The sequence below is a fragment of the Amycolatopsis echigonensis genome, from assembly GCF_002846615.1.
Classification (GTDB): domain Bacteria; phylum Actinomycetota; class Actinomycetes; order Mycobacteriales; family Pseudonocardiaceae; genus Amycolatopsis; species Amycolatopsis echigonensis.
Genome location: NZ_PJMY01000003.1, coordinates 7678465 through 7704544, shown reverse-complemented (window position 1 = coordinate 7704544; position 26080 = coordinate 7678465). Strand labels below are relative to the sequence as shown.

At 69.7% G+C, this 26080-nt stretch carries 19 protein-coding genes; 8 read left to right on the top strand and 11 right to left on the bottom strand.

Annotated features, from left to right (window positions below; translation table 11 throughout):
- Positions 1 to 223: 223 nt before the first annotated feature.
- Both ATK30_RS41365 and ATK30_RS41360 read right to left on the bottom strand, forming a co-directional pair.
- Positions 224 to 817, bottom strand: a complete 594-nt coding sequence (locus tag ATK30_RS41365) for a P-loop nucleotide/nucleoside kinase family protein (protein WP_101440119.1) — start codon at positions 815 to 817, stop codon at positions 224 to 226.
- 58 nt (positions 818 to 875) lie between these two features.
- Positions 876 to 1484 carry a TetR/AcrR family transcriptional regulator gene (locus ATK30_RS41360; RefSeq protein ID WP_101440118.1) on the bottom strand — a complete coding sequence of 203 codons (609 nt, stop codon included), beginning with the start codon at positions 1482 to 1484 and terminating at the stop codon, positions 876 to 878.
- 92 nt (positions 1485 to 1576) lie between these two features.
- On the opposite strand from ATK30_RS41360, the gene ATK30_RS41355 reads away from it, so the two are divergent.
- Positions 1577 to 2644, top strand: coding sequence for a Gfo/Idh/MocA family protein (locus ATK30_RS41355; RefSeq protein ID WP_101440117.1), 1068 nt, complete (start codon positions 1577 to 1579; stop codon positions 2642 to 2644).
- A 135-nt stretch (positions 2645 to 2779) separates the two neighbouring features.
- On the opposite strand, the gene ATK30_RS41350 is transcribed toward ATK30_RS41355, so the two are convergent.
- Positions 2780 to 3769: a malate dehydrogenase gene (locus ATK30_RS41350; protein WP_101440116.1), complete on the bottom strand. Its 990-nt coding sequence runs from the start codon at positions 3767 to 3769 to the stop codon at positions 2780 to 2782.
- Between the two features lie 286 nt (positions 3770 to 4055).
- On the opposite strand from ATK30_RS41350, the gene ATK30_RS41345 reads away from it, so the two are divergent.
- The gene (locus tag ATK30_RS41345) at positions 4056 to 4523 is read left to right on the top strand and encodes a DUF4360 domain-containing protein (protein ID WP_101441345.1); all 468 of its coding nucleotides are present in this window, start codon (positions 4056 to 4058) and stop codon (positions 4521 to 4523) included.
- Positions 4524 to 4560: 37 nt separating this feature from the next.
- Here ATK30_RS41345 and ATK30_RS41340 read toward each other — a convergent pair whose 3' ends face one another.
- Positions 4561 to 4998: a MarR family winged helix-turn-helix transcriptional regulator gene (locus ATK30_RS41340; protein ID WP_101440115.1), complete on the bottom strand. Its 438-nt coding sequence runs from the start codon at positions 4996 to 4998 to the stop codon at positions 4561 to 4563.
- A 103-nt stretch (positions 4999 to 5101) separates the two neighbouring features.
- Here ATK30_RS41340 and ATK30_RS41335 point away from each other — a divergent pair, with 103 nt between their 5' ends.
- A complete protein-coding gene (locus ATK30_RS41335) occupies positions 5102 to 5488 on the top strand; it encodes a nuclear transport factor 2 family protein (RefSeq protein WP_101440114.1) in 387 nt (128 codons plus the stop codon).
- A 493-nt stretch (positions 5489 to 5981) separates the two neighbouring features.
- On the opposite strand, the gene ATK30_RS41330 is transcribed toward ATK30_RS41335, so the two are convergent.
- Entirely contained in the window at positions 5982 to 7784 is a 1803-nt protein-coding gene (locus tag ATK30_RS41330) for a WD40 repeat domain-containing protein kinase family protein (protein WP_101440113.1), read from the bottom strand.
- A gap of 123 nt (positions 7785 to 7907) precedes the next feature.
- Between ATK30_RS41330 and ATK30_RS41325 the strand changes: the two genes are divergently transcribed.
- Entirely contained in the window at positions 7908 to 8858 is a 951-nt protein-coding gene (locus tag ATK30_RS41325) for an aldo/keto reductase (protein ID WP_101440112.1), read from the top strand.
- Between the two features lies 1 nt (position 8859).
- On the opposite strand, the gene ATK30_RS41320 is transcribed toward ATK30_RS41325, so the two are convergent.
- The 4 genes from ATK30_RS41320 to ATK30_RS41305 form a co-directional block, all read right to left on the bottom strand.
- Positions 8860 to 10947, bottom strand: a complete 2088-nt coding sequence (locus tag ATK30_RS41320) for an FUSC family protein (RefSeq protein WP_101440111.1) — start codon at positions 10945 to 10947, stop codon at positions 8860 to 8862.
- Positions 10944 to 14042, bottom strand: a complete 3099-nt coding sequence (locus ATK30_RS41315; RefSeq protein WP_101440110.1) for a GH92 family glycosyl hydrolase — start codon at positions 14040 to 14042, stop codon at positions 10944 to 10946. Before ATK30_RS41315 ends, ATK30_RS41320 begins: the two co-directional genes overlap by 4 nt.
- 39 nt (positions 14043 to 14081) lie before the next feature.
- Positions 14082 to 14480 (bottom strand): GNAT family N-acetyltransferase, encoded by a 399-nt coding sequence (locus ATK30_RS41310; RefSeq protein ID WP_101440109.1) that lies wholly within the window; start codon positions 14478 to 14480, stop codon positions 14082 to 14084.
- Positions 14481 to 14586: 106 nt separating this feature from the next.
- Positions 14587 to 18894, bottom strand: coding sequence for a GH92 family glycosyl hydrolase (locus ATK30_RS41305; RefSeq protein WP_101441344.1), 4308 nt, complete (start codon positions 18892 to 18894; stop codon positions 14587 to 14589).
- A gap of 304 nt (positions 18895 to 19198) precedes the next feature.
- Here ATK30_RS41305 and ATK30_RS41300 point away from each other — a divergent pair, with 304 nt between their 5' ends.
- A complete protein-coding gene (locus ATK30_RS41300; protein WP_101441343.1) occupies positions 19199 to 19855 on the top strand; it encodes a class I SAM-dependent methyltransferase in 657 nt (218 codons plus the stop codon).
- Complete coding sequence (locus ATK30_RS41295) at positions 19855 to 20490, top strand: class I SAM-dependent methyltransferase (protein ID WP_101440108.1); 636 nt, start codon at positions 19855 to 19857, stop codon at positions 20488 to 20490. The genes ATK30_RS41300 and ATK30_RS41295 overlap by 1 nt, the downstream gene beginning before the upstream one ends.
- 4 nt (positions 20491 to 20494) lie before the next feature.
- Here the strand turns inward: ATK30_RS41295 and ATK30_RS41290 are convergent, their stop codons facing one another.
- Entirely contained in the window at positions 20495 to 21799 is a 1305-nt protein-coding gene (locus tag ATK30_RS41290; RefSeq protein ID WP_101440107.1) for a M20/M25/M40 family metallo-hydrolase, read from the bottom strand.
- A complete protein-coding gene (locus ATK30_RS41285; protein WP_101440106.1) occupies positions 21792 to 22619 on the bottom strand; it encodes a M55 family metallopeptidase in 828 nt (275 codons plus the stop codon). Before ATK30_RS41285 ends, ATK30_RS41290 begins: the two co-directional genes overlap by 8 nt.
- 222 nt (positions 22620 to 22841) lie before the next feature.
- Between ATK30_RS41285 and ATK30_RS41280 the strand changes: the two genes are divergently transcribed.
- A complete protein-coding gene (locus ATK30_RS41280) occupies positions 22842 to 24050 on the top strand; it encodes an IS110 family RNA-guided transposase (protein WP_091517282.1) in 1209 nt (402 codons plus the stop codon).
- 198 nt (positions 24051 to 24248) lie between these two features.
- Positions 24249 to 26036 (top strand): ABC transporter substrate-binding protein, encoded by a 1788-nt coding sequence (locus tag ATK30_RS41275; protein ID WP_167442083.1) that lies wholly within the window; start codon positions 24249 to 24251, stop codon positions 26034 to 26036.
- Positions 26037 to 26080: the final 44 nt, after the last annotated feature.

Below are 26080 nucleotides of genomic sequence, written 5' to 3'. Positions count from 1 at the left end.
GTTCATGGCCTTGAGTATTGCGATCTGGCGCGGGTGGACCCGATGACGGATGGCATCTTCTCGCCGGGGCCGAGCAGGACTGGTTCTTCGCTTCCGACACCGCGCCGAGCACGGCGGGCAGTCTGTTCGCGCGCCGGTGGGAGGTGAGGACGTCGAGGTGCCCGTCCAACCCGGCCGGACCGCGTCGGCTTTGTGTCGGGGCACTCCTCGACACAGACCGCGCTCAGACTGGGTCGGACGGCCGCTTTCCCTTTTGCTCCCCGTTCAGCGCACGCTCTGACGCTGCCCCGCGGGCAACGACTTCCGCGACTTTCGCACAGGTTTCGTCCGGGCCCAGGTGTTCGGTGTCCAGCACTGTGCACTGTGGACGGAGCGCGAGGTACACCCCGACGTGGTCGTGGATCCGGTCGAGCACGACCGGGCCGCCCAGTTCGGCCATCGCGTCCGTCGCCGCGTGGTCGCCGCGCGCGGCGAAGCGGGCTTTCGCCTGCGGACGGGGCGCGGTGAGCATGATCTCGACGTACTCGCCGTCTGCCGCGCGGGCTGCCTCCTCGAACTGCTCGGCTTGATCGAGGCGAGTCACCAGTTGTGGCATGACCACGTCGTACCCGGCCCGCAGATGGGTTTCCGCCATGGCGAGCGCGAGCCGGCGCGCGGCGGGCAGCGTGTCCCAGAACGCGGTGCGCCAGCCGCCGATCATCATGACTACCTGGTCGGCGTCGAGATCGAGCACTCCCGGGTGAAGATCGGCATAGCGCCGCGCGACGGTGGATTTCCCGATGCCGGACGGGCCGTTCAGGTGGATCAGCCGGGCCATACGACCGACCCTAGCGGCGGCTCGACCGGGCGCGTCCTGGATTCGCCGCGAGCTGGGCTCATTCCGGGGGAGCAGGTGACCGTGCCGGGCACAGGCCGTCGAGGACGATCCGGAGGTTCCGCCGCCACTGATCGTCGCGCGGGACGAGTCCGATCGTGTGTCCTGGCGGGATCGCGGTGGCGAGCGCGAACGGGACGTCCTGCCAGTCGACGTCAGCGCGCAACACCCCGGCCTCCTGGGCTCGCTGGACCAGCTGGCGCATCGCCCGCCGCAGCCGGGTGATGCGCGGCTCCAGGTCAAGGCGTTCGCCGCGGCCGGAAAGTGCGTCGTGCAGGCCGCAGCTGGAGGCGCGCAACTGGACGTAGGTCTCGGCGAACGCGGCGAATCCCTGCCACGGGTCGGGGGAGTCGAGGGCGTGTGCGGCGCCGTCCGTCATTTCATCGATCGTGTCGGTGAGGATCGCGGCGAGGAGTGCGTCCAGCGAGGGCACCCGCCGATACAGCGTGCCGAGGCCGACGCCCGCGCGGTGCGCAATGTCGCGGGTCGTGACGGCGAGCCCCAGCTCGTCCAGTGCTTCGCGGGTCGCTGCGACCAGTCGCTCGACATTGCGTTGCGCATCGGCACGCGGTCGGTCTTGGGCGAGCAGCGCTGCGACGGAGTCCGGCATTCCCGCAGTCTAAACCAAGCGGGTCACCATGTTCCGCTTCTGATAGCTTGGCAGAACCGGAACATGGTGACCCGCTTAGTGGAGGTGGAGGTTTGACCAAGCCGATCGGCGTCGGAATCCTCGGCGCGAGTCCGGATCGGAGCTGGGCTGGGCGGGCGCACGTTCCCGCGATCGCCGCGTCGCCCGACTTCTCTCTCGTCGGCGTCGCGACCACGCGGTCCAGCACTGCCGAAGCGGCGCGCACCCGATTCGGGGCGCGACACGCCTTCACCGCCGCCCGGAGCCTCGCCGAGCATCCTGATGTCGACCTGGTTGTCGTCACGGTGAAGGTGCCCGCGCACGTCGAGTTGGTGACAGCTGCGCTGGAGGCAGGCAAGCACGTCTACTGCGAGTGGCCGCTGACGACAACCGCGGAGGAGGCCGCCGCGCTGGCTGCGGCGGGGGAGCGGGCTGGGGTCCACACTGCTGTTGGCCTGCAGGCGAGGTTCTCGCCGAGCGTCAGTCGCGCCCGCGCGATGATCTCAGCGGGCGAGATCGGCACCGTGCAGTCCGCGACCGTGTACAGCTCGCGCGGCAAGGGAAACACTCGCGACGTCCCCGGCTGGACGGCCTACACCTACGACCGTCGTGCCGGGGCCGGACTGGTCGAAGTCCTCGGCGGACACACGCTCGATCTGGTGCAGTACCAGCTCGGTCCGATCCGTGAACTGACGGCCCGGACGGCGATCCGGAACGGCTCGCATCGCGTCGCCGAGACGGGAGAGCCGCTCGAAGTCACGGCGCCGGATCACTTCCTGGCCCACGCTGAGCTCGACAGTGGGGCAGTGGTGTCCGTCCATCTGCACGACGGGGACGCGGCGATGCCCCGGACGCGGATCGAGATCGCGGGGACCGCAGGAAATCTTGCGCTGACCTCCGCGCCGGAGACCGATCCGTGGGCGGCGCAACCGCAGATCGGCTGGCTCGATCTCCAGTCGTCCCGTCCCGGCAGTCCGGAGTGGACGGTGGTTCCGGTGAGCGAGGTCAGCGGATTGCCGGTCCAGGCCGCGAATGTGGGCCGGGTTTACGACCTGCTGGCCGCCGACCTCCGAGACGGCACGCACACGGTGCCGGACTTCGGCGTCGCCCGGCGACTACACGAACTACTCTCAATTGTATAACGCCCTATACAGCGGGCGATTGGTAGAACAACCCAGCGCGAGACACTTCCGCCGCCAACCTCAGCCCTGAAAGAACAGCTGAAGACGAACGAAGGCCGCCCCGGAAACCGGGGCGGCCATCGCGGAAAACGAACCTCAGATCAGGCCCAGCTTGCGGACCGCGTCGCGCTCCTCGGCCAGTTCGGCCACGGAGGCGTCGATGCGCTGGCGGGAGAACTCGTCGATCTCCAGGCCCTGCACGATCTCGTACTTGCCATCCTTCGCGGTGACCGGGAAGGAGGAGATGAGGCCCTCCGGGACGCCGTAGGAGCCGTCGGAGACGACGCCGGCCGAGGTCCAGTCGCCCTCGGGGGTGCCGTTGACCCAGGTGTAGACGTGGTCGATCGCGGCCGAGGCGGCGGAGGCGGCCGAGGACAGGCCGCGGGCCTCGATGATCGCGGCACCGCGCTTGGCGACGGTCGGGATGAAGGTGTCGGCGAGCCACGCCTGGTCGTTGATGGTCTCGGCGACGTTCTTGCCGTTGACCTCGGCGTGCTGCACCGACGGGTACTGCGTGGCCGAGTGGTTGCCCCAGATCGCGACCTTCTTCAGGTCGGTCACCGCGACGCCGAGCTTCTTGGCCAGCTGGGCCAGCGCGCGGTTGTGGTCGAGGCGGGTCATCGCGGTGAAGCGCTCGGCGGGCACGTCGGGGGCGTGCGACTGGGCGATCAGGGCGTTGGTGTTGGCCGGGTTGCCCACCACGAGCACCTTGATGTCGTCGGCCGCGCCGGCGTTGATCGCCTCGCCCTGGGGCTTGAAGATGCCGCCGTTGGCCTCGAGCAGGTCGCCGCGCTCCATGCCTTTGCTGCGCGGGCGGGCGCCGACCAGCAGGGCGATGTTCGCGCCGGAGAAGGCCTGCTTCGGGTCGTCGAAGATGTCGATGCCGGCCAGCAGCGGGAACGCGCCGTCGTCCAGCTCCATCGCGGTGCCCTCAGCCGCCTTGACCGCCTGGGGGATCTCCAGGAGCCGCAGCTTCACCGGGGTGTCGGCGCCGAGCAGCTGACCGGACGCGATGCGGAACAGCAGCGCGTAGCCGATCTGGCCGGCCGCACCGGTGACGGTGACGTTGACAGGGGCTTGGGTCATTGCGCTTCTCCAGCTTGAGACGACTTTGGCTAGTACCGAGGATGCTAGCCCTACCGGCGGGCGTCGTCCGGGTGCGTCCAGTCACGGTAGCCAGGATCACGTTCGGGCCCGCTGCCGCGGATCCGCCTTAAGTCGTGGGGCGAAGGGCGTAACTCCACATCACGATCCAGTTACCGGGTGTGGCGGGCGCGGAGCTGCCGCGGTTCGCGGCGGACGGCAGCGGCGGCGCTGCCCGCCCGAAACCCGCCGGGAAGCAGGGGGCGCGGAAACAGGTGCGGTTGCCCTGCTGGCCCTTTCTTCGACGGTTGCCCCGCATTCCTGGCCGCAGAATCCGCCGCTGGACAAAATCATCATCGACGTGGCGACGGTGACCGGGACCGGTTGCCCACCGGACACCGCCGCGGTTTCGGTTTCGGCGGACTACCGCGGATTCGGGCACCTCGAAAACGGTGCGTACGGCGTGGAGCGCGCGAACTACTATTTCCAGGGAAACTCGCCGACCGCGTACGAGACGCATCGGCTCGACGGGTTCTACGACAATGACTGGCGGTTCTCGGATTCGACGGACATCGACGCGATTATCTACGAACCGTGCGGCCAGGAGCGCAACCTGAACCTCAACACTGAATTGCGTGCGTATGCCGGTACTTCCGACCCGGCGAAGACGACGAGCTTCCTGACCACGGATTCGACGGACGGCAGTGTTCAGACGGTTTACCGCTTCGCCTGGAAGAGCTGTCCGGCAGTCCGGTAACGGCGCGACCCGGACCCGTGAGCGTTTCCTCGGCCGCTCACGGGTCCGTCTGCGTCACGTTTTCCGCGAGTCTGGTCAGCAATGCGGCCAGGGTCGCGATCTCGTCGTCGGTGAATCCCCGGCGCATCCGTTTGTCGTGCGCGATCGCGGCGTCGGCGAGGCGGTGGAAGGTCCGTTCGCCGTACTCGGTCAGTTCGACCTGGTGCACGCGCCGGTTTTCCGGGTCGCGGGTGCGGGTGAGCAAGCCCGCGGTCTCCATGCCGTTGAGGTGGTGGGTGAGCGTCGCGCCCTGGATGCCGACGGCGTCGGCGAGTTCGCGCTGGCTCGCGTGCCGGCGGGTTTTGAGCGCGATGAGGATCTGCCACACCGGTTGGGAGCCGCCGACCTCGGCCAGCGCGCGGTCGAACGCCTGGCCCGCGGTCTTGGCGGTGCGGGCGAGGAGGACGCCGAGCGGCGGGGTGGCGGGTCGGGGCACGGGGAAGACCGTACACCAGGATCATCGAACTCTAACCGTTTGACGACTAAGGATTAGATGTCTAACGTTTATGGTGTCTCACTGACTGGCGCTGGAGGACATCATGGACCCCGAAGAGATCGCTGAACTGGGCAAACGCTGGGCCGCGGCCGAGGTCGCGGGCGACACGGACACGCTGGGCGGCATGGTCGTCGACGGATTCCGGCTCGTCGGGCCGCTCGGCTTCGTGCTCGACCGGGAGCAGTGGCTGGACCGTTACCGGTCCGGCGCGCTGGCGACGCTCCGGCTCGACTGGCGCGACGTCGAGGTGCGCGTGCACGGCGACACCGCGATCGCGATCGGCGTGCACGATCAGGACGCGACCCACCAGGGCAACCGCGTCGACGGGACGTTCCGGGCGACACACGTGCTCGTCCGCGGCGAGGACGGCTGGCGGATCGCGGGGATGCATCTCAGCCCGATGGGCGCGCCGCCTGCTTTCGCCCGCTGAGCCGGGATCGCGATGCGGGATTGGGCGGCCCAGCAGAGGTATGGCGGAGCGCCACAGTCTCAACGGATGGGCCGCATTGCCCGCGCTGAGAGCGCACTCGACGGATGGGTGCGTCCTCCGCACCCGTGGCGTTGGGTGCAGGGACGCGCCGAACACCACATCGGGCGCGTCCGCGGTGGAGAAAGCGGGTTGTGAAGGGCTCCTTGAGGGAATCTAAGCCCAATGCCAGGGGATTGAGCGGCGTGGCCTCACCGGCTGGTGTGCGTCCACAAAGGACGCCAAGCTCCGCGAAGCGCCCGAGTTGCCACCGTTTGACTGGGTCTAGTGGTCCGTGCCATCAGGCTGGCCCGCTACCGGCTCGCCCGGACCTGCGAGCTCCTTCGACCTGAGGCAGCCGCGCCTTTCGTGCCGACTGAAGCGCTGGCATGGGAATCCAAGTCCGTGAAGGGGCCCTTCACGGACCGGCCGGGCAGTGGTGCCACCCGGTGCAGGGTCAGGGTTTGCGCCACAGGTGGACGGTGGTGTCCGCCGTCGAGCCCGAGGTGGTGGCGACGGTCTTCCGGTCCGGGCTGACCGCGAGCGAGGCGATTCCGGGCAGGCCCGCGCCCTCCTGTTTCCCGTCGAGACCGACGACGGTGAGCGTGCCCGCCGAGAGCGCGAGGAGGTGCTGGTCGTCGAGGCCGGGCAAGGCCATGGCGAACCAGGCGTCGCCGGATTGCTCGTCGATCCGCGTGGGTGCCAGAGTAAAGCCTGGTCGGAGTTCCTTCCGCGTGGCGGTGTCCCACTGCTGCACCCTCGCTGCCTTGCGGGCTTCGCCGCTGGTGGTGATCAGCGTCCGGCTGTCGGGCTGGAAGGCGACGCAACAGAGCCGGTCGTTTTCGGTCCAGGTGATCGGGTCACCGGTCGGCCTCAGCGAAGCTGTGTCCCACAGGCCGAGCTGGCTGGTGTGCGCGGAGTGGCCGTCCCACTGGTACACGGCGAGCGTCCGGCCGTCGGGGCTGAACTCCGAGTGCCGGAAGGTTGCCGGTGTGTCGATGTTGCCGATACGGGTGCGGTCGGCGATCCGCCACAGTTCCAGTCGGCGCGGGGAGTCCATCGGCACCGCCGCGAGGATGCCGTCGGGGCTGATCGTGGGCCAGCCGCCGTCGGGATCGCTGTTCTCGAGCACGAGTGGTGCGCCGGTTTCCCGGCCGGTTCGCGCGTCCCAGGTTTGCGTCGTGAGCTGCTTGTCCTTGACGCGCGAGACGGTCAGGGCGGCGTTGTCGGAGCTGAAGGCCAGTCCGGTGAGGCCGTTGTCGGGGAAGGGGCCGAGGCGCGTGCCGACCGGCTTGCGGGTCACGACATCCAGGACGTCGATGGTGAAGTCGGCGTTCACCGTGGCGAGCAGTCTGCCGTCGTGGCTGAACCGCAGGGCTTCCGGATGACCGCGGGCGAGGAGGAATCCGGATTCGACGAGCGGCGGCTGCGGTGCGGGCGGAAGTGTGGGCGGATTCGGCCACGCGATCCAAGCGGCCAGTCCAGCGATCACCAGGGCGAGCGCGCCGATGAGGAGCCGCCGACGGGGGACCGGGCGTCGCGGGGACGCAGGAGCGTCGGAGAGCTGATAGACGATCGGATCGGGCTCGTCCTGCGGTATCGGCTGGTCGAGGAATGGGGCGAGTTCGGCCGTGCGCTCGGCGATGAGCTTGTCGACGGCGGGCGGCCAGGGGGCGGTCGACGGTCCGAGCACCTCCAGGAGTTCGGCGGCGGTGGGCCGGTCGGCCGGGTTTTCCGCCAGGCATGGGCGGATTGCCTCGGGCAGCGCGGTCTCCGCAGCGGCGGCGAGGAGCGAGCCGAGCGCGTACAGGTCGTCGGCCGGCTCGTCGCCGGTCGCGCGGGCGATCAGCCTGGCTCCGGTGCTGGTGAGCCGGACGTGGGACGGGTCCAGGTTTCCGTGCACCAGTCCGGCGCTGTGGAGCTGAGCCAAGTCGGCCGCGATTCCGGCGGCCAGCCGAAGCACCGCCGGTTCGGGCAGTGTGCCGACGGTGTCGAGGATGTCCCGCAGCGAAGGCCCGGGATGGAACTCGTGCGCGAACCACGGTGTCGCCGCGTCCGGATCGGCTTCGAGAACCGCGCTCAAGGCCGCGGCCTCGGTGCGGAATCCGTTGTCGTCGGCCGAATGCCGGAGGATGAGGGCGACCAGGCGGTCGTCCGGTCCGCTGCCGAGCAGCACCCGGGTCTTCTCGCCTCGGCTCAGTTCCGCGAGCACCCGGTACCGCCCGAGCCAGAGCGGGTCGTCGACCGCCGGTCTTCTCATCAGCTGCCCTCCCCAGAACGCTGTCAGAGACCGTTGATCATGCCAGCTCCGGGCGAGGTACGAGAGGGCAGATTTTCCTGTCGGCAGGGGCATTTCCCGGTCCGGGAGTGATTGAATGCGATCATGGTCGCACTTCGCACACTGGGCTCATCCGACCTCGCCGTCTCCCCGCTGTGCCTCGGCGGGAACGTGTTCGGCTGGACCGCCGACGAACCGGCGTCGTTCGCCGTGCTGGACGCCTACGCCGAGGCGGGCGGCAACTTCCTCGACACGTCCGATTCGTACATGTACCACTTCCCGGGCAACGAGGCCGGGCAGTCCGAGACCATCATCGGCAAGTGGCTCGCCTCGCGCGGGAACCGGGACGGCGTGGTCGTCGCTACGAAGGTCGGCGACCACCCGCAGTTCAAGGGGCTCGCGCCGGCGAACATCAAGGCCGCCGCCGAGGAATCGCTGCGGCGGCTGGGGGTCGACCGGATCGACCTGTACTACACGCATTTCGACGACGAGTCCGTCCCGGTCGAAGACATCGTCACCGCACTCGACGAGCTGGTGAAGGAAGGCAAGGTCCGCGCGATCGCGGCGTCGAACATCAGCCCGGAGCGGCTGACCGCGTCGCTGGAGTTCTCCGACCGCGAAGGCCTGGCGAAGTACGTCGCGCTGCAGCCGCAGTACAACCTCGTCGCGCGGGATGGGTACGAGAGCGAGAAGCGGGCGATCGTGCAGCGGCACGGGCTGGCCTGCGTGCCGTATTTCGGTCTGGCGTCCGGGTTCCTGACCGGCAAGTACCGGCCCGGCGAGCAGGTCGACAACGTCCGAAACCTGCCCGGGCTCGCGGGCGGTTACGCGGACACCGAGCACGGCGTGAAGGTGCTCGCCGCGCTGGAGGAGGTCGCGAAGGCGCGCGGCGCGGAGATGGCGACGGTCGCGCTGGCCTGGCTCGCGCAGCAGCCGACGGTGACCGCGCCGATCGCGTCCGCGCGCACGGTCGAGCAGGTGCCCGCGCTGGTCGCGATCCACGAGGTGCGGCTGAGCGACGACGAGCTGCGGATCCTCGACGCCGCTTCCGCGTAGGTCAGCTGTGCCGCGGCGGGTCCTGTGCGCCGACGCCCAGCACGCGGCCCAGCGCGATGAGCCCTTCGTCGAGATGGCTCAGGCTGGACAGCACGGCGCGGGTCTCGGCCTCGTCGATGCGGTCGGCGACCGGGGTCCCGTCGTCGCGGACGAGTTTGCGCGTCCGCGTGCTGCCCGGATTGCTGACCGCCTCGTGCACCAGGTCGACGTTCGCGATGATCCGGCCGGCGAACTGGTCCAGCCGCTCCGAGACCGGGCCGGCGAGCTGGCCGGGCTGAGCGCGGGCGGCCACGTGCCGGGCGCGGAAGGCGATGCCCTCCAACGTGGTGAGCACGTGCCAGCCGTAGTCGCGCCGGGCGCTGCGCAGGTTGATCGGGTGGGTGAGCGGTTCGATCGTCAGCCGCACCTGCTCGACCGCGCGGTCGAGGTCGCGGGACATCTCGATGATGTTCACGTTCTCGCGGCCGGACAGCAGGGTCGCGGCTGACTCGACGAATTCGTGCAGTTCGTCGAGCGCGACCGCGATGTCGTCCAGCATCACCGCGCGGGTGCGGACCGGCAGCACGACGACGGCGGCGAGCAGCCCGCAGGCCGCGCCGACCGCGGTCTCGGCGACGCGGATCCACAGCACCTCGATGCTGAACGTGCCGAGCAGGCTGTAGAGCAACCCCAGCATGCTCGTCACGAAGAACGCCATCAGGAACTGCGACACGCGCGCGGTGTAGACCATGCCGAAAACGCAGAGCAGCAGGAGCGCGAGGATCGCCGGGGTGTTGCCGCTGACCAGCAGCGCCAGCGCGACGCCGCCGACGATGCCCAGCAGAGTCCCGCCGGTGCGGCGCATGCCTTTCACGAACCGCGCGCCCGCGCTGGACGTGCCGATGAACACGACGAACACCGTCAGCACCGCCCAGTACCAGCGCTGCGGCGAGATCAGCTGCCCGGCCAGCACGGCGAGCCCGCCGCCGAGCACCGCCTGGATCGCCCCGCGGGTCTGGTTGTCGTAGGCGAAGGCCTTGGTCGGTTCGTCTTCCTCGTCCTCTTCGGCGGGGAAGTCCACTCCTGCCTGGCGGCTCGCGGTCCGCTGCGCCCGGTCGTCCGCGACGGCCAGTTCGGCGATCGCCCGGCGGACGCCGTCGCCGGGGTGCGCGCGTTCGTCGATCCGGCTGCCCTCCACGAGCATCCGGCTGTACTCGCCGGTTTCGCTGATCAGCGGCAGGTCGCGCGGATCGCGTTCCATCAGCGACCGGAACCGCGCCAGCCGGGCCACGAGATCGTCCGCGACGCCCTCGGGCAGCGGCTGCGAACACGTCCGCCGCACGGTGATCACGAGCCACTGCACGGCCAGTTCGACCTCGATCACCCGGCGGCGCAGCTGGTCGGCGCGGCGGTCGTCGACCACGTCGGGCGCGTGGTCCTCGATCAGCAGGACGACCTCGTGCAGCCGTTCCATCGAGGTGCGGATCTGCCGGTTGCTGCGGTCCGAACCGCCGGACGAGATGTACGCCTCGGTCGCGCGCACCGCCGCGCCGAGCCGCGCGCGGAACGCCTGCCGGTAGCGGATCAGCTCGCTTTCGGCGTTGCGGCGCAAGAGAAGGAACCGCACGACCGCGTTCGACGCGACGCCGATCGCCAGCGCGATCAGCAGGCGCGGCACCTGCGCGAGGTGCGCCTGCAGGAACATCGGGAAGAAGAACAGGAAGAACGCCATCGACCCGAGCGCGGTGCCGCGCGCGCCGAACCGCTGGACGTACACCGCGACGAAGATCAGCAGCACGAACACGATGCTGTCGAGCGGCGCGTAGGCGGAGCCGAAACAGGCGGTGGTGATCGACGCGGCCCCGACCAGCAACGCGAGCAGCAGCGTGACGGCCTGGCCGCCGCTGGTGGCGTCGTTGACGGTGAACGCGCTCATCATCGCCGCGATGGCCGCGACGAGCGTGGTGGTGAGCGGGAAGTGCAGCGGCTGCAGCGCGAGAACCGCGATCACGATGCCGAGCACCGCCGACGCGGCGAGCCGCAGCCGGACGAGACCGGGATCGGCCGCCGCCAGCCGGTCGAGGAAGGCGTTGCGCACGTCGGTGATCATCGGGCCAGCAGCTCCCACTGGGCGAGGGCGACGCTCCGCCGGGTCGAGGCGCGGACCCGCAGCCGGTAGTGCCGGCACGCGGCAGGCTCGGCGAGCACGAACGGCCGGGTCTGGCGCCGCCAGCGGAACACCTCGCCGGAGCGTTCGTCCAGGGGCCGCCACTGGTGTCCGTCGTCGGAGCCTTCGAGCACCCAGTCCCGCGGATCGCCCGCGCTCCTGCCGGAGGTGAGCGTGTAGAGGACGACTTCACGCGGCTCGCCGTCCGCGGTGAAGGCGACGATCGGCCTGGGCGTGCGGAAGACGGCCTGGGTGCGGCTGGTGTTGTCGGTGAGCGCGGCGACGCCGGTGCCGGTGAGATCGCGGAGCGGCGCGGGGGCGACCGGGGTGACCGGTGCCGAGCCCCAGTCGCCGGGCTCGGCGCGGACGTCGAACTCCAGCACCGCGCCGCAGGCGAGGACCGCGTGCGCGAGAGTCGCCGAAGAATGCGGTTCGCCGTCGACAGTCAGGCCGTGCACGTACGGCGTGTCGGCCGCGCTGTCGGCGGTCGCGGCGCGGGGTGCTCGGATCACCAGGTCCTTTCCGTTCTCGAGGTGCACGGTGGCGGAGCGGAACAACGGCGCGCAGACCGCGTACCGCGGGCTGCCGACGGTCAACGGGTAGAGACCGAGGGCGGTGAAGACATACCAGGCCGACATTTCCCCGTTGTCCTCGTCCCCGGGATAGCCCTGGCCGAGTTCGCCGCCGAGATACAGCCGGCGCAGCACCTCGCGGACGGTCCGCTGCAGTTTCGCCTGCGCCCCGGCGAAGCCGTACACGAACGGGATGTGGTGCGACGGCTGGTTGGAATGCCCGTATTGGCCCATCCGCACGTCCCGGGCCTCGGTCATCTCGTGGATCCGGCCGTTCTGGCCGGTCTCCGGGAGGCGGAAGAACTCGTCGAGTTTCGCCTCGAGACCCGACGGCCCGCCGTGGAGCGCGGCGAGGCCGGGACCGTCGTGCGCCGTGGAGAACGCGGTGTTCCAGGCGTTGGTCTCGACGTAGTCCGGACCCCAGGCCGCGGGATCGAACCCGGCGGCCGGGTGCCGCCAGCCGCCGTCGAGGGTGCGGCCCTGGAAGAAGCCGATCCGCGGGTCGAAGTGGTTGGCGTAGTGCTGGGCGCGCTGCCGGAAGTAGACGGCGTTGTCGGCGAACCGGCGCGCCCGCGCGCCACTGCTTTCCCGGGCGAGCGCGTCGGACAGGTTGGCGAGGCCGTAGTCGTTGAGGCAGCCTTCGAGCGCCCAGGACAGGCCGCCGCGCGTCGAGGCCGGGGTGTAGCCGAGGAAGGCGGAGCGGTCGAGTCCTTTGCGGCCGACACCCGCGCGCGGCGGCGTGACCGTGGCGTTCTTGAGGGCCGCGTCGTAGGCGGCCTCGACGTCGAAGTTCGTGACGCCCTTCAGATAGGCGTCGGCGAACGCGACATCGGAGCTGGTGCCGGTCATCAGGTCGGCGTAGCCGGGGGAGGACCAGCGGGCGATCCAGCCTCCCTCGCGGTACTGCTGCACGAAACCGTCGATCATCCGGCCGCACTGGCGCGGCGCGAGCAGCGCGTACGCGGGCCAGGCGGTGCGGTAGGTGTCCCAGAAGCCGTTGTTGACGTACAACTCGCCGTCCACGACCTTCGCGCCGGTGCGCCGTCGCGTGCTCGGCCGGAAACTCCGCACGACCGGGCTCGCGTGCCGGATGCCGCGCGGCGTGTTCTCGTGCGCGACGTTCGGATACAGGAACAGCCGGTACAGGCATGAGTAGAACGTGGTCAGCTCGTCCTCGGACGCACCCTCCAGCTCGACGCGGCCGAGCACCTCCTGCCAGCGTTCCCGGGCCCGGTCCCGCACCTCGTCGAACGTCGTGCCCGCCGGGATTTCCAGCGTCAGGTTGCGTTTCGCCTGCGCGAGGCTGATCAGCGACGTCGCGATCCGCAGGGTCACCTCGGGCGCGGCGAACTCCAGGCTCCCGGTCACCGTCCGCCAGAATGGCCGCCGGATCCGCCCGCCGCCGGACGGCCGCTGATCAGCCTCCGCGTAGACGAACATCCGCCGCGCGCCGGTCGACAGCCCGCTGCGCACCCACGTGTGCCCGGTGACGCTCCCGCGTTCGGCGTCGATCCGGATACCGCCGCGGTTGCGGGCGTTGTCGAAGAGCACCCAGCCGCGGCCTTCGGGAAACGCGAACCGGAACATCGCCGCGTGCTCGGACGGCGCGACCTCGGCGGTGAGGCCGCCGCGGAACCGGACGCCGTAGTGGTGCGGCCGGTCGGTCTCGTCGTCGTGGCTGAATGACAGCGAACGCCGCACGCGGTCCGGTTCGACTGGGCCGGTCCCGGGAATGAGGTGGAAGGTGTGCCGGTCGCCCATCCACGGACTCGGCTGGTGGCTGAGCCCGAACGCCTGCAGCCGCGGCTCGTTCCGCTCGTCGTTGTGCCGGTGGTAGGAGTAGAACCAGTTCAGCGCCCGCGCGTCGGTGACCGGGGTCCAGAAGTTGAAGCCGTGCGGCACCGCGGTGGCCGGGAAGGTGTTGCCGCGCGAGAACTCGCCGCTGGAATGCGTGCCGCGAGTCGTGCGGACCCAGTCGACCGGGTCGTCGTGCCGCGGCGGACGCTCGGCGATCCGGACGTCGTCCAGCCAGCCGGTGGCGTCGCCGTCGAACCCGGTCTCCAGCAGGATCCGCCGCACCCGCCGTCCCGCGAACGCCCCCAGCGGACGGCGCACCAGGTTCCACTGGTCCACGTAGAGTTTCTTCGGCTCCGGGGAGAACCCGGCGCGGCTGCCGTCGTCGAACTCGACGTCGAGCGTGACGTCGGTGCTGCGGTAGCTCGGCACCGGACCGTCGGACGCCGGGAAGACCACATACGACAGTGCACTGTGGTCAGTGACCGGAATGTCCACCTCGAACAGCACGAGAGTCGGCCCGGCCTGGTAGCGCAACGCTTTCGCCCCGGTGAACCCGACGCCGGTCTTCGCCGTCGGCGACCGCCGCGGCCCGCGGTCCACGCGCGCCCCGGAAGCGACCGGCTGCGGATCGCCCGCTTCGAACGAGGAGAAGAACGCAGCCGTGGTCACGGCCCCCACGGTAATCGCTCCCGCACCGGCTGTGCCGGATCAGCTCGCGGTGAGCCGGATCAACCCCGCGTCGGTCGGGACGAACCCGCAGGAGCCGAAGTAGAACGGCCGCAGGTGCGGTTCGAAGTCCACGTGCAGCCACTCACAGCCCGCGTCCCGAGCGGCGTCCCGCGCCCGGCCGACGAGTTCAGTGCCGATGCCGCGGTGCTGCCAGTCCGCGTGCACCTTCGGATCGAGGAGGAACGCGTGGTCCGCGCCGTCCCAGGCCAGGTTCGCGAACCCCACCAGGTCGTCGCCGTCGTGCGCGCTGACCCAGCCGAGACTGTGCCGCCTCGCCCGATCCCACCAGCCGGGCTCCGCGTTTCCGCCGTGCGCTTCGGTGAGCGCGACGAGCTGCGCGTCGGTCAGGTCGGCGCGCCAGGCGTAGGTGATCTTCATGTGTTCGACGCTCCCATGCCGCCGGATCGGGGAGCGACCCAATAACGCCGTGAAGGGCTCCTTGAAGGAATCAGATTCCTTCAAGGAGCCCTTCACGGACAATCGATCAGAACTGCGCGCACTGCCCCGCGGACGGGCCGCGGACGGTGTTGGCGAGGTCGTGATCGGTCGGGGCGGGGGCGTTGCCCGTGCAGGCCAGCGGCCCGCCCACGGTGCTGCTCGTGATCAGCGGCCCCTGGTTGCCGGTCAGGTTCACCGGGCCGGAGATGTCGGTCAGCTCGATCGACACCGGACCGGTGCTGCCGGTGATCGACACCGGACCGGCCACCTTCGTCCGGTTCAGCACCACCTGCGCCGCGCCGGCCGCCGTGACCGGGCCGGTGATCTGGCCGCCGCGCACGATCAGCGAAGCGCCGCGCTCCACGTTCACCGGACCCGACAGCGTCGCACCGTTCAGGCACACCACGCCGCTCGACACCGTCAGCGGACCGTTCTGCACGCCGGTCAGCGTCTTCGTGCACGACGCGTCCGGACGGCCCAGCAGCTCGAGCTCCGACAGCGTCGCCGGACCGCCGGTGGTCGCGGTGATCTCCAGCCGGTAGTAGGCGTAGTGCGCCGGGTTCTTCACCGCGAACGCCCGGGTCTGCTGCCGCCACGGGAACGACTGGCCGGTCTGCTGATCGGCGACCGTCCAGTTCTTCCCGTCATACGAACCCTTCAGCGTCCAGCTCTTGGCGTCGCCCGGATCCGTGCCGGAGGTGAGCGTGTAGTGCGTGACCGCCTCGTCCGTCGACTTCAGCTGGTACTGCACCGCACCGGTCACCTTCGCCTGCGTGCGCGAGGTGTTGTCCAGCAACGCCGACGCGTCCGAACCGTCCGAAGTGGACAGCGTGCCCAGCCCCGGCCCGGTCTCGTCGTGCAGCGGCGTCGGCACCGCGTCGCCCGTGGTGATCGACTTCGGCGCGTCGTCCGGCCCGGTGCCCCACGTCGACGGGTTCGGGCCCATGTCGAAGTCGAGCGTGGCGCCGTGGGCGAGCACGTCGTGCGGCAGCGACGTCGACGTCCAGTTCTTCCCGTTGACCTTCAGGCCCTGGACGTAGACGTTCTTCGCCGAGTTCTTCGGCGCGTTGATCACCAGGTCCCCGCCGGGCAGGTGCACGGTCGCCTTGGTGAACAGCGGCGACCCGATCGCGTAGTTCGGGCTGCCCATCTGCAGCGGGTAGAAGCCCAGCGAGCTGAACACGTACCACGCGGACATCTCGCCGTTGTCCTCGTCGCCCGGGTAGCCCTGGCCCAATTCGCTGCCGGTGTACAGCCGCGACACCGCTTCGCGCACCTTCGCCTGCGTCTTCGCCGGCTGGCCCGCGTAGTCGTACATGTAGAGGATGTGGTGCGAGGGCTGGTTGGAGTGGCCGTACTGGCCCATCCGCACGTCCCGCGCCTCCCGCATCTCGTGGATCGTGCCGCCGTAGCTGCCCGGGTAGTTCGCGGTCTCCTGGTCGGCGAAGAACTGGTCGAGCTTCGCGCCCAGCTTGTCCTTGCCGCCGTAGAGATTCGCCAGCCCCTGCCCGTCCTGCGGCACGGTGAAGGCCATGTTCCAGCCGTCGGTCTCGGTGTAGTCCCCGCCCCACACCCGCGGGTCGTAGGACGCCTTGTCCTTCGTGAACTTCCCGCTCGCGTCCTTGCCCTGGAAGAACCCGGTGCTCGGGTCGAACAGGTTCACGTACTGCTGCGCCCGGCTGGTGAAGTACTGGTAGTTCTCCAGGTACTCCGCCTTGCGCGGGTCGTTCGCCGCGGCCTCGTCGTACAGCTTCTTCGACAGGTTCGCGATGCCGAAGTCGTTGACGTAGCCCTCGATCGCCCACGAGAAGCCCTCGCCGGTCGAGTTCGGCGTGTAGCCCAGGAACTCCGACTGGTCCAGACCCTTGCGGCCGACCGCCGAGTTCGGCGGCGTCACCGTGGCGTTCTTCAGCGCCGCGTCATAGGCCGACTTGACGTCGAAGTTCGTCACGCCCTTCTGGTAGGCGTCGGCGAAGGCGACGTCCGAGCTCGTGCCGGTCATCAGGTCCGCGTACCCGGGGGAGGACCAGCGCGCGATCCAGCCGCCGTCGCGGTACTGCTGCACGAAACCGTCCACCATCTTGCCCGACATGTCCGGCGTGAGCAGCGAATACGCCGGCCACGTCGTGCGGTAGGTGTCCCAGAACCCGTTGTTCACATAGGTCTGGCCGTCCACGACCTTCGAACCGGTCTGCGTCGCGGTGTCGGCGCCGGTCTTCGGCGAAACCGGGCTGGCGTACTGGTACTTCGGCGCCTCCTTCGTGCCGACGTTCTCGAAGCCCTCGTTCGGGTACAGGAACAGCCGGTACAGGTTGGAGTACAGCGTCTCCAGCTGGTCCTTCGACGCGCCCTGCACCTCGATCACGCCGAGCTGCTTGTCCCACGCCTGCTGCGCCGCGTCGCGCACCTGGTCGAACCCGGCGTTCGGGGCGATCTCCTGCTCCAGGTTCTTCTTCGCCTGGTCCACGCTGATCAGCGACGTCGCGATCCGCATCGTCACGGTCTTGTCCGCGCCCGCGTCGAACCGCAGGTAGCCGGTCACGTTGTCCCGGTTCTGCCCGGTGAGCTTGCCGCCGGTCGTGACGGGCTTGTCGAACGTCGCGTAGACGAACATCCGCCCCGCGCCCGCGGACAAGCCGCTCTTGGCGTCGGAGTACCCGCTCAGCGTGCCGTGCGCCGGGTCGAGCGTGAGCCCGCCGGAGTTGTTGACGTTGTCGAAGATCAGGCTGGAATCCGTGCCCGGGAAGGAGAACCGCATCATCGCCGCGTGATCGGTCGGCGCGATCTCGGTCTTGATCCCGTTCTGGAACGTGACGCCGTAGTAATGCGCCCGCGCCACCTCGTTGTCGTGCGTGAACGGCAGCGCCCGCTTGTCGCGGTTCGCGTCCGGCACCCCGCTCGCAGCCGACGGCATCACCTGGAAGCTCTGCCGGTCGCCCATCCACGGGCTCGGCTCGTGGCTCACGCTGAACGCCTGCAGCTGCGGGAGATTGTCCGCGTTGTTCTGCGAGTGGTAGTTGTACAGCCAGCTCGCCGAACCCGCGTCGGTCACCGGCGTCCAGAAGTTGAACCCGTGCGGCACCGCGGTCGCCGGGAAGTTGTTCCCCCGCGAGAACGTGCCGTTCGCCATGGTGCCGCGCGTGGTCAGCACGTTGTCGCTGGGCCGGGTGCTGGCCGGCGGCGTCGGCGTCGCGGAGATCTTCAGATCGTCCAGCCAGCCCGCGAACTGCGCCGGGCCGTTCGGGTTGTCGTAGCCGATCGCGATCCGGTCGATCGTCTTGCCCGCCGCGACCCGCCCGATCGCCGAACGCACCAGGTTCCACTGGTTCGCGTAGAGCACCTTGCTCGCGCCCTGGCCCTCCGGCGTCAGCGGGAACCCGTACTGGTCGGTCGCGCCGAGGTCGCGCAGATGCGTGCCGTCGGTGAAGTCCAGGTCGACCGCGACGTTCGTGCTCGGGTACTTCAGATCGCCCTCGACGAACTGCGGCTGCACCTTGTAGGACAGCTCGCTCGTCCCGGTCACCGGGATGTCGACGTCGTAGATCTTGTTGTAGGAGTAGCCGTGCCCGGCGGCGGGCTGGCTGCCGGAGTAGCGGAACGCCTTCTTGCCGGTGAACCCGACCCGGTTCTTGTTCGTGTAGCCGGACGTCGGGCCCGAGTCCACGACGCTGCGCATGTTCGGCAACGGCGGCGGGGCCGGATCGTCGTTGGCCAGCAGCAGCTCGGACATCTGCATGATGTCGTCGCCGTTGTTGCGCGTGACATTCAGCCGGTAGTAGGTGTAGGCGGCGCTCGGCGCGGCCAGCTTGTAGTCGTTCTGCTGGAAGCGATTGGCGAACGACTGCCCGGACTGCGTGTCCAGATCCGTCCACTGCTGCGCGTCGTTCGAGCCCTGCAGCGTCCAGTCCCGCGGGTCCCGGCCGGGGAAGTCGTTGGCCGAGCTGACCGCGTAGTGCGTGATCGCGGTCGGCGCGGACAGCGTGAACGTGACCGACGCGGTCGGGTCCCACGACAGCCACTTCGTGGCGGTGCTGCCGTCGACCAGGTTCGCGGCGACCTCGCCGCCGCCGGTGTTCTCGCTGGTCGCGGTGATGTCGGTGATCTTGCCCCGGATGTCGCCGGGGATCGTGGTCCCGTTCGCGCCGTTGACGCCCGAGGCGCGCGGCTTCCCGGCGGCATCGGTGTCGACAGCGTCCTGGATCGGTTGCGGATCGTTCGGCTCGAACGAGGAAACGAAGTCCGGCGGGGCGGCCTCGCCCGGCGCGGCACCGGCCGCGGCGGGCAGGACGACCAGGCCCGCCGCCGCCACCGCCGCGGCGAGCACGGCGTGCAACGGTCTGGCGCTTCGGGGCATCATTGCTCCCAGTTGGTCAGGGGATCGGGGGCCCGGGACTCGGAAATCCCGGGGCCCCGGAAGCTCAACTCGCGGGTGACATCGATGTCAAGGCCGCCCCGCAATCCTGACCGGAAACGGACAACCACCGAGGGTCGCCGTTACGGCAACCGGGTGTCGCCCGCGCCCGCCGGCTCCCGCGGACCGTCGGTGAGGCTCAGCTTTCCTCAGGGGCGCCGTCACGGACTTCGGCGCCGGCCGCCAGGGCCCGCGCGCGGCCGGTCGAGCGCACCGGCGCCCGGGTCCGGCGGGTATAACAGTGGTCATGCCAGACGACGCCATCGATCCCGACGAGGAGGCCCGCCGCCGGGCCGGACTCGCCCTCGCCAACGGCGACCCCACCGGGTGGTTCGAGCCCCTCTACGCCGCGGCGGAAGCGGGCGAGGCCGTCCTGCCGTGGTACCGCGGCGAGCCCTCGCCGGAACTCGCCGCGTGGGTCGCCGAGCGGCCGGGCAACGGACGCCGCGCGCTCGTCGTCGGGTGCGGGATGGCCGACGACGCCGAGCTCCTCGCCGCCGCCGGATACGAGACGTCCGCCTTCGACGTGTCGCCCAGCGCGATCAAAGCCGTGCTCAACCGCTTCCCGGACACCGTCGTCTCCTACCGCACCGCGGACCTGCTCACCCCGCCCGCGGAATTCCACTACGCCTTCGACCTGGTCGTGGAGATCATGACCGTCCAGTCGATGCCGAAGGACGCCCACGACCCGGCCATCGCCTCGGTGTCCGGGTTCGTCGCCCCGGGCGGAACGCTCGTCGTCGGCGCGGTCGCCGAGGAAAACATCGACCTCGCCACCTGGTCCGGGCCGCCGTGGCCGCTCAGCAAGGCCGAGGTCGAGTCCTTCGCCCGCGACGGCGTCACCCTGACCTCGCTGGAGCGCGTCCGCGACGACAGCCGCTGGTGGGCGGAGTTCACCCGCTGATGTCCGAGGACCGTCCCGCCACGAGCCACGAACGCCACGCCGGCCGTCCGTGGGACGAGTCCTATCAGGACGGTCGCCCGCCGTGGGACCTCGGCCGCCCGCAACCGGCGATCGCGGAACTCGCCGCCGAGGAGGGCGCGTTCCGCGGCACGGTTCTCGACGCCGGATGCGGCACCGGCGAGAACGCGCTGCACCTCGCCGCGGCCGGACTGTCCATTGTGGGCATCGACGTGGCGGAAACCGCTGTCGCGCAAGCGAAAGAGAAGGCCCGCGACCGCGGTCTCGCGGCCGAGTTCGCGGTCGGCGACGCGTTCCGGCTGTCCGCGTTGAACCGGACCTTCGACACCGTCCTCGACTGCGGCCTGTTCCACACCCTCGACGCCCGGGAACGCGAGACCTACGTCGCCAGCCTCGCGTCCGTCACCGAACCGGGCGCGAGGCTGCACGTCCTGTGCTTCCGCGACGCGGGCGCCGGCTCCGGGCCGCATCCCGTCACCCGCGCGGAGTTCGAAGCGCCGTTCACCCGCGAAACCGGTTGGCAGATCGAGACAATGCGCGACAGCCGGATCCTCGCGCGATTCGCGCCGGACGGGCTTCCCGCCTGGCTCGCGACGATCCGGCGCGTCAGCGCCTGACCGCTCAGCAGGACTCCAGGAACCGCGTCAGCACCCGCGTGCCGAACCGCAGCCCGTCGACCGGAACCCGCTCGTCCACGCCGTGCGCCATCGCCCGGTACGGGAAGCCTTCCGGCAGCGCCAGGGGAGCGAAGCCGTAGCACGCCATCCCCAGCTGCGTGAACGCTTTCGCGTCCGTCCCGCCGCCCATGCAGTACGGCACCACGACCGCCTCCGGGTCCTCCGCCCGCAGCGCGCCGGCCATCGCGTCGAACCACGGCGAATCGACCGGAGCCTGCACCGGTGGCTGATGCGCCACGAATTCCCGTGTGACACCCTCGCCCAGCAACGAATCCAGCACCGCGAACAGCTCGTCCTCGGTCCCCGGCAACACCCGGACGTCGACCTGCGCGGTCGCGGTCGATGGGATCACGTTCACCTTGTATCCGGCGTCGAGCATCGTCGGCGTGGTGCTGTTGCGCACCGTCGGCACCACCAGCGACCCGGCCGTCCCCAGCCGCGCCACGGTTTCGTCCACCGCGTCACCCGACGAAAGATCCACCGGCACGCCCAACGCCGCACCAGTGCGTTCCAGGAACGCGCGCACGGTCGGCGTCAGCTGCACCGGCCAGCGATGCTCGGCGATCCGCCGCAACGCCCCGACCAGCCGCACGATCGCGTTCTCCGAGTTCGGCCGCGACCCGTGCCCGGCCCGTCCGCGCGCGGTCAGCCGCAGGTGCGCGGTGCCGCGCTCAGCCGTGGCGACCGGGTACAGCCGCACTTTCCGGCCGTCGGAGGCGGACACGTGGTAGCTGTACCCGCCGGATTCGCTGATCGCCGCCGCGCAGCCCTCGAACAGGTCCGCGTGCTCCTTGACCAGCCAGTGCGCGCCGTAGTCGCCGCGGTCCTCCTCGTCGGCCACGAACGCCAGCACGAGATCCCGCCGCGGCCGCAGCCCGGACGCGACGGCGGCCAGCACCATCGCGCAGAAATCCTTCATGTCGACCGCGCCGCGGCCCCACAGGAACCCGTCTCGCACCTCGCCGGAAAACGGCGGTACAGACCAATCGGCCGCGGCCGCGGGCACCACGTCCAGATGCCCCTGCACGAGCAGCGCGGGCAGCGTCGGATCGGTGCCCGGGATCCGCGCGACCACGTTCGAACGCTGGAGTTCGGGCTCCAGAATCCGCGCCGAAACCCCGTACTGGCCGAGGAATTCGGCAACGTACTCGGCGGCGAGGCGTTCGCCCGCGGCCTCGCCTCCGCCGTAGTTGGTGGTGTCGAACCGGATCAGGTCCGCGCACAGCGAAACAACGTCGATCTCAGCCATAAATGCCCTGCACCGCCCCCGCCGCGATGGCCGTGACCACCTTGAACGCCTTCATCGCCTCGGTCATGCTCGGCGCCTCGAACGCGACCCGGCGCGTCCCGGTCTGCTCCACGGTCGGGATCACCGCGGTCGCCTGCGCCAGATGGCTCGCGTCGAACTCGACCTCGATCCGGTGCCGTCCCGGCGTCCGCTCGACGCGTCCGGCGCGCGCCATCGCCTCGCGCGCGCCGCTTTCCAGCAGCCGTGCCGTGCGCGCCGGCGGCAGGCAGATCGCCGCGTACCGGCTCACGCATTCCTTGACCTGCACCAGTTCCGCGTGCGGCGCGTAGTCGCGCGCGTCCTCGCAGGTCTGGTCGTCGCCGCTGACCAGCAGCACCGGCACGCCGTACTCGCCGGCCATCGCCGCGTTCAGCCTGCCCTCGCTCGCCGGCACGTCGTCCAGCCACACGCCGGTGATCTGGTTCTCCAGGTACGTGTGCGAAAGGACGCCGTCGAACCCCGCCCCGGCGTGGTAGCCGAGGAACACCACACCGTCCACACCGGAATCGATGCCCTGCATCATCGACAGCGGCTTGTGCCGCCCGGTCAGCATCCGCGCGCGTTCGTCGAGGTCTTCCAGCAGCAGGTTGCGCTGCGACGAATGCGCCTCGTTGACGAGCACGTCGCTCGCGCCCCCCGCGTACAGGCCGGCCAGCACCGCGTTGACGTCGCCGGTGAACATGCGCCGGAACCGCTGCCACTGCGGGCTCCCGGGCACGACGTCGTCGGTCCAGGTGACCCCCGTGGCGCCTTCCATGTCGGCCGAGATCAGGATCCGCATGCCCGCCCTACCTTTCAGGGATGTCCGCGGTCCGCGAGGATCGGCGGATGCAGGTGGAGCGGGTATGGCTTTCATGCCTGCTGCCGGTGATGGTTCAGAGTGCTGTGCCGCCCGCTCCACCACCTGGTTCTGACCGCTGATTAGGCACTGCGAACCATCGCTATGTAGGGCGTTGACGGCGGAATCGGGACGCACCACACCGTGTGATCGACCGGAGGTTCGATGGCAGTAAAAGCAGGCATCGATGTCGCCAAGGAGTTCCACTGGGTCGCGATCGTCGCCGCCGAGACCGGGAAAGTCCTGCTCTCCCGGCGCGTCGACAACGACCCGGACAGCATCGACGCCCTGATCGCCCAGCTGCGCCAGGCCGAAGCCGAGCACGGCGAGCTCACCGCCGCGATCGACCTGATGGGCGGAGTGGCCAGCTTGCTGACCGCCATGCTGCTGGAGGCAGGTGTCCGCCTGGTCCACGTCCCGGGCCTGGTGGTCAACCGAGCCCGCCGCGCCAGCAAGGGCGGCGAAGCCAAATCCGATCCCCGCGACGCGGCCACCATCGCCGACCAGCTGCGCCTGCGCGACGACTGGCGCATCGTCACCGCCGAGGACGACATCACCCTCGACCTGCGGATGCTGGTCTCCCGACGCCGTGAACTCGTCATCGATCAGACCCGCCGCCTCAACCGGCTGCGCGAAACCCTGGCTGGGTTCTTCCCCGGCCTGGAACGCGTCGTGGACGTGACCAACCTCAGCGACCTGCGGCTTCTGGTCCGCTTCGTCACACCGGAAGAGGTCCGCGAAGCCGGACGCGACGGCCTGATCGATCACATGCTGGCCGCGGGCGTCCGCCGCAGCTATGCCGAACCCTTGGCAGGCAAGGCGATTGCGGCCGCTCAGGCCCAGCATGTGATCGTTCCCGGGCAGAAGCGCATGGCCGAGTTCGCCCGCGAGTTCGCCACCGACGCGATCGCGGCCCGGCACCGCATCGGCGAACTGGAGAACCAGATCGCCGACGGGCTCGACCGCCACCCTGACGCGGCCCTCGTCCGAAGCCTGCCGGGGATGGGGGCCACCCTGACCGCGGAATTCCTCGCGGAGGCAGGAAACCTGGACCGCTTCACCAGCGCCGATCAGCTCGCTTCGGCCGCCGGCCTCGCGCCGGTCCTGCAGCAGTCCGGGAAGATGAACTACCTGCGGCGAGCCACCGCCGGCAGCAAACACCTGAAGTTCATCTTCTACCAGTCCGCGTTCTGCGCGATCCGCACCGACCCACTCAGCAAAGCTTTCTACCAGCGCAAACGCGCCGAAGGGAAGCGCCATCACCAGGCACTGATCGCGCTGGCCCGACGACGCATCAACGTCCTCTACGCGCTCCTGCGCACCCGCCAGCCTTACCAGGCCGACTACCGACACACCACGGCTACCGCTGCTTGACATAAACATTAGGCAGCACTCTAGTGATCGGCTCCGCGACCATAACGATCGGACACGCACCGGCGCCGTCACATATTGCGCACTTCCCGCGGTATGTGGTTACTTTTCGTCTCTGGGGTCGGGGATGGACGATGGGGTGGTTCTCAAGTGCGAAATAAGCGCACGCAGCGCGCATTGCGCCGCGTTTTCGGTGTCGCGATGGCAGGAACGTTGGCGATTCTGCCGTTGGCAGGCACCGCGGTGGCGGAACAGCGGGCACAACAGCAGAGCCCGCCGAAGGTGCTGCGAGTCGCCCTGACCACTGGTATCGACCACTTGAATCCGTTCACCGCCGGGCTCGCCGCGTCGACCCAGGTCGGCCGGTTCATCTACGAATTCCTGACGATCCCGTCGGAGGACAAGGCCGAGGCCGCCCCCGCGCTCGCCGAATCGTGGACGACGTCGCCGGACAAGCTGACCTGGACGTTCAAGATCCGCCAGGGCGCGAAGTGGTCCGACGGGCAGCCGGTCACCGCGAAGGACGCCGCGTTCACCTTCAACCGGATGCTCACCGACTCCACCGCGCGCACCGCGAACGGCAACTACGTCGCGAGCTTCGAGTCGGTCGCCGCGCCGGACGACACCACGCTGGTGATCAAGACCAAGACCGTCCAGTCGACGATGACCCTGCTCGACGTCCCGATCGTGCCCGAGCACGTGTGGTCGCGGATCAAGGACCTGAGCGACCCGAAGACCGACACGATCCCCGTCGTCGGCGTCGACGACGGGCCATACCAGATCACCGAGTACAAGCAGAACGAGTACGTCAAGTTCAAGGCCAACAAGAACTACTGGCGCGGCGCGCCGAAGGTCGACGAGCTGCAGCTGCTGGTGTTCAAGGACGTCGAGGCCGCGGTGAACGCCCTCAAACAGGGCGAGGTCGACGTGATCAACCGGCTCACCCCGACCCAGTTCGACGCGCTCAAAGGCCAGCCGAACATCGAGCTGAACAAGGCTCCCGGCCGCCGCTACAACGCGCTCAACCTCAACTTCGGCGTCGAGAACTCCGAGAACAAGCCGATCGGCAACGGCAACCCGGTGCTCAAGGACATCCGGGTGCGCCAGGCGATCGCGCAGTCGATCGACACGAAGACGATCGTGGACAAGGTCGCCGGCGGCTACGCCCAGCCCGGCGGCGGCGTGATCCCGCCGATCTACTCCGCCTACCACTGGGATCCGGCGCCGGGGGAGGCGCGCAAGTTCGACCTCGCCGCCGCGAACGCCGCGCTCGACGCAGCCGGTTACCCGAAGGGCCAGGACGGCATCCGCACCGCGCCCGGCGGCGCACGGCTCGAACTGCGCCTCACCGGACACGCGAACCGCGCGCCCGACCAGCGCCTCGCCCAGTACATCACCGGCTGGCTGCACGACATCGGCATCTCGGTCAAACAGGAACTCGTCTCCGACGACGAGCTGAACGACCGCACCAACGCGGGCAACTACGACCTCGCCATCTCCGGCTACGCGAACAACCCGGACCCGGACTACTCGCTGGCCCTGCACACCTGCGCCGCGCGGCCGAACGCCCAGGGCAAGGGCGGCACCACCGACACGTTCTTCTGCGACCCGCAGTACGACGCGCTCTACGCCAAGCAGCTCGCGGAAACCGACCCGGCCGTCCGCGCCGGCTACGTGAAGCAGGCGCAGGCGCGGCTGTACAGCCAGGCCGTGAACGTCGTCTACGACTACGACAACGCGCTCGAGGCCTACCGCTCCGACAAGTTCTCCTCGTTCGGCAAGCAGCCGCAGCCCGAAGGCTCGATCCTCGAGCAGACCGGCTACTGGGGCGTGTACGGCGCGGTCCCGGCCGACGCTTCGGCCGCTTCCTCGGACAGCGGGTCCGGCCCGACCGTGTGGATCATCGTCGGCGCGGTGGTGCTCGTCGTGCTCGTGGGCGGCGGCGTCGCGCTGTCCCGCCGCGGCAAGTCCGCCGACGACCGGGAGTGAATCCGATGTTCCGCCAGTCGCCTGCTCCGGCCCGGCGGTCCGTG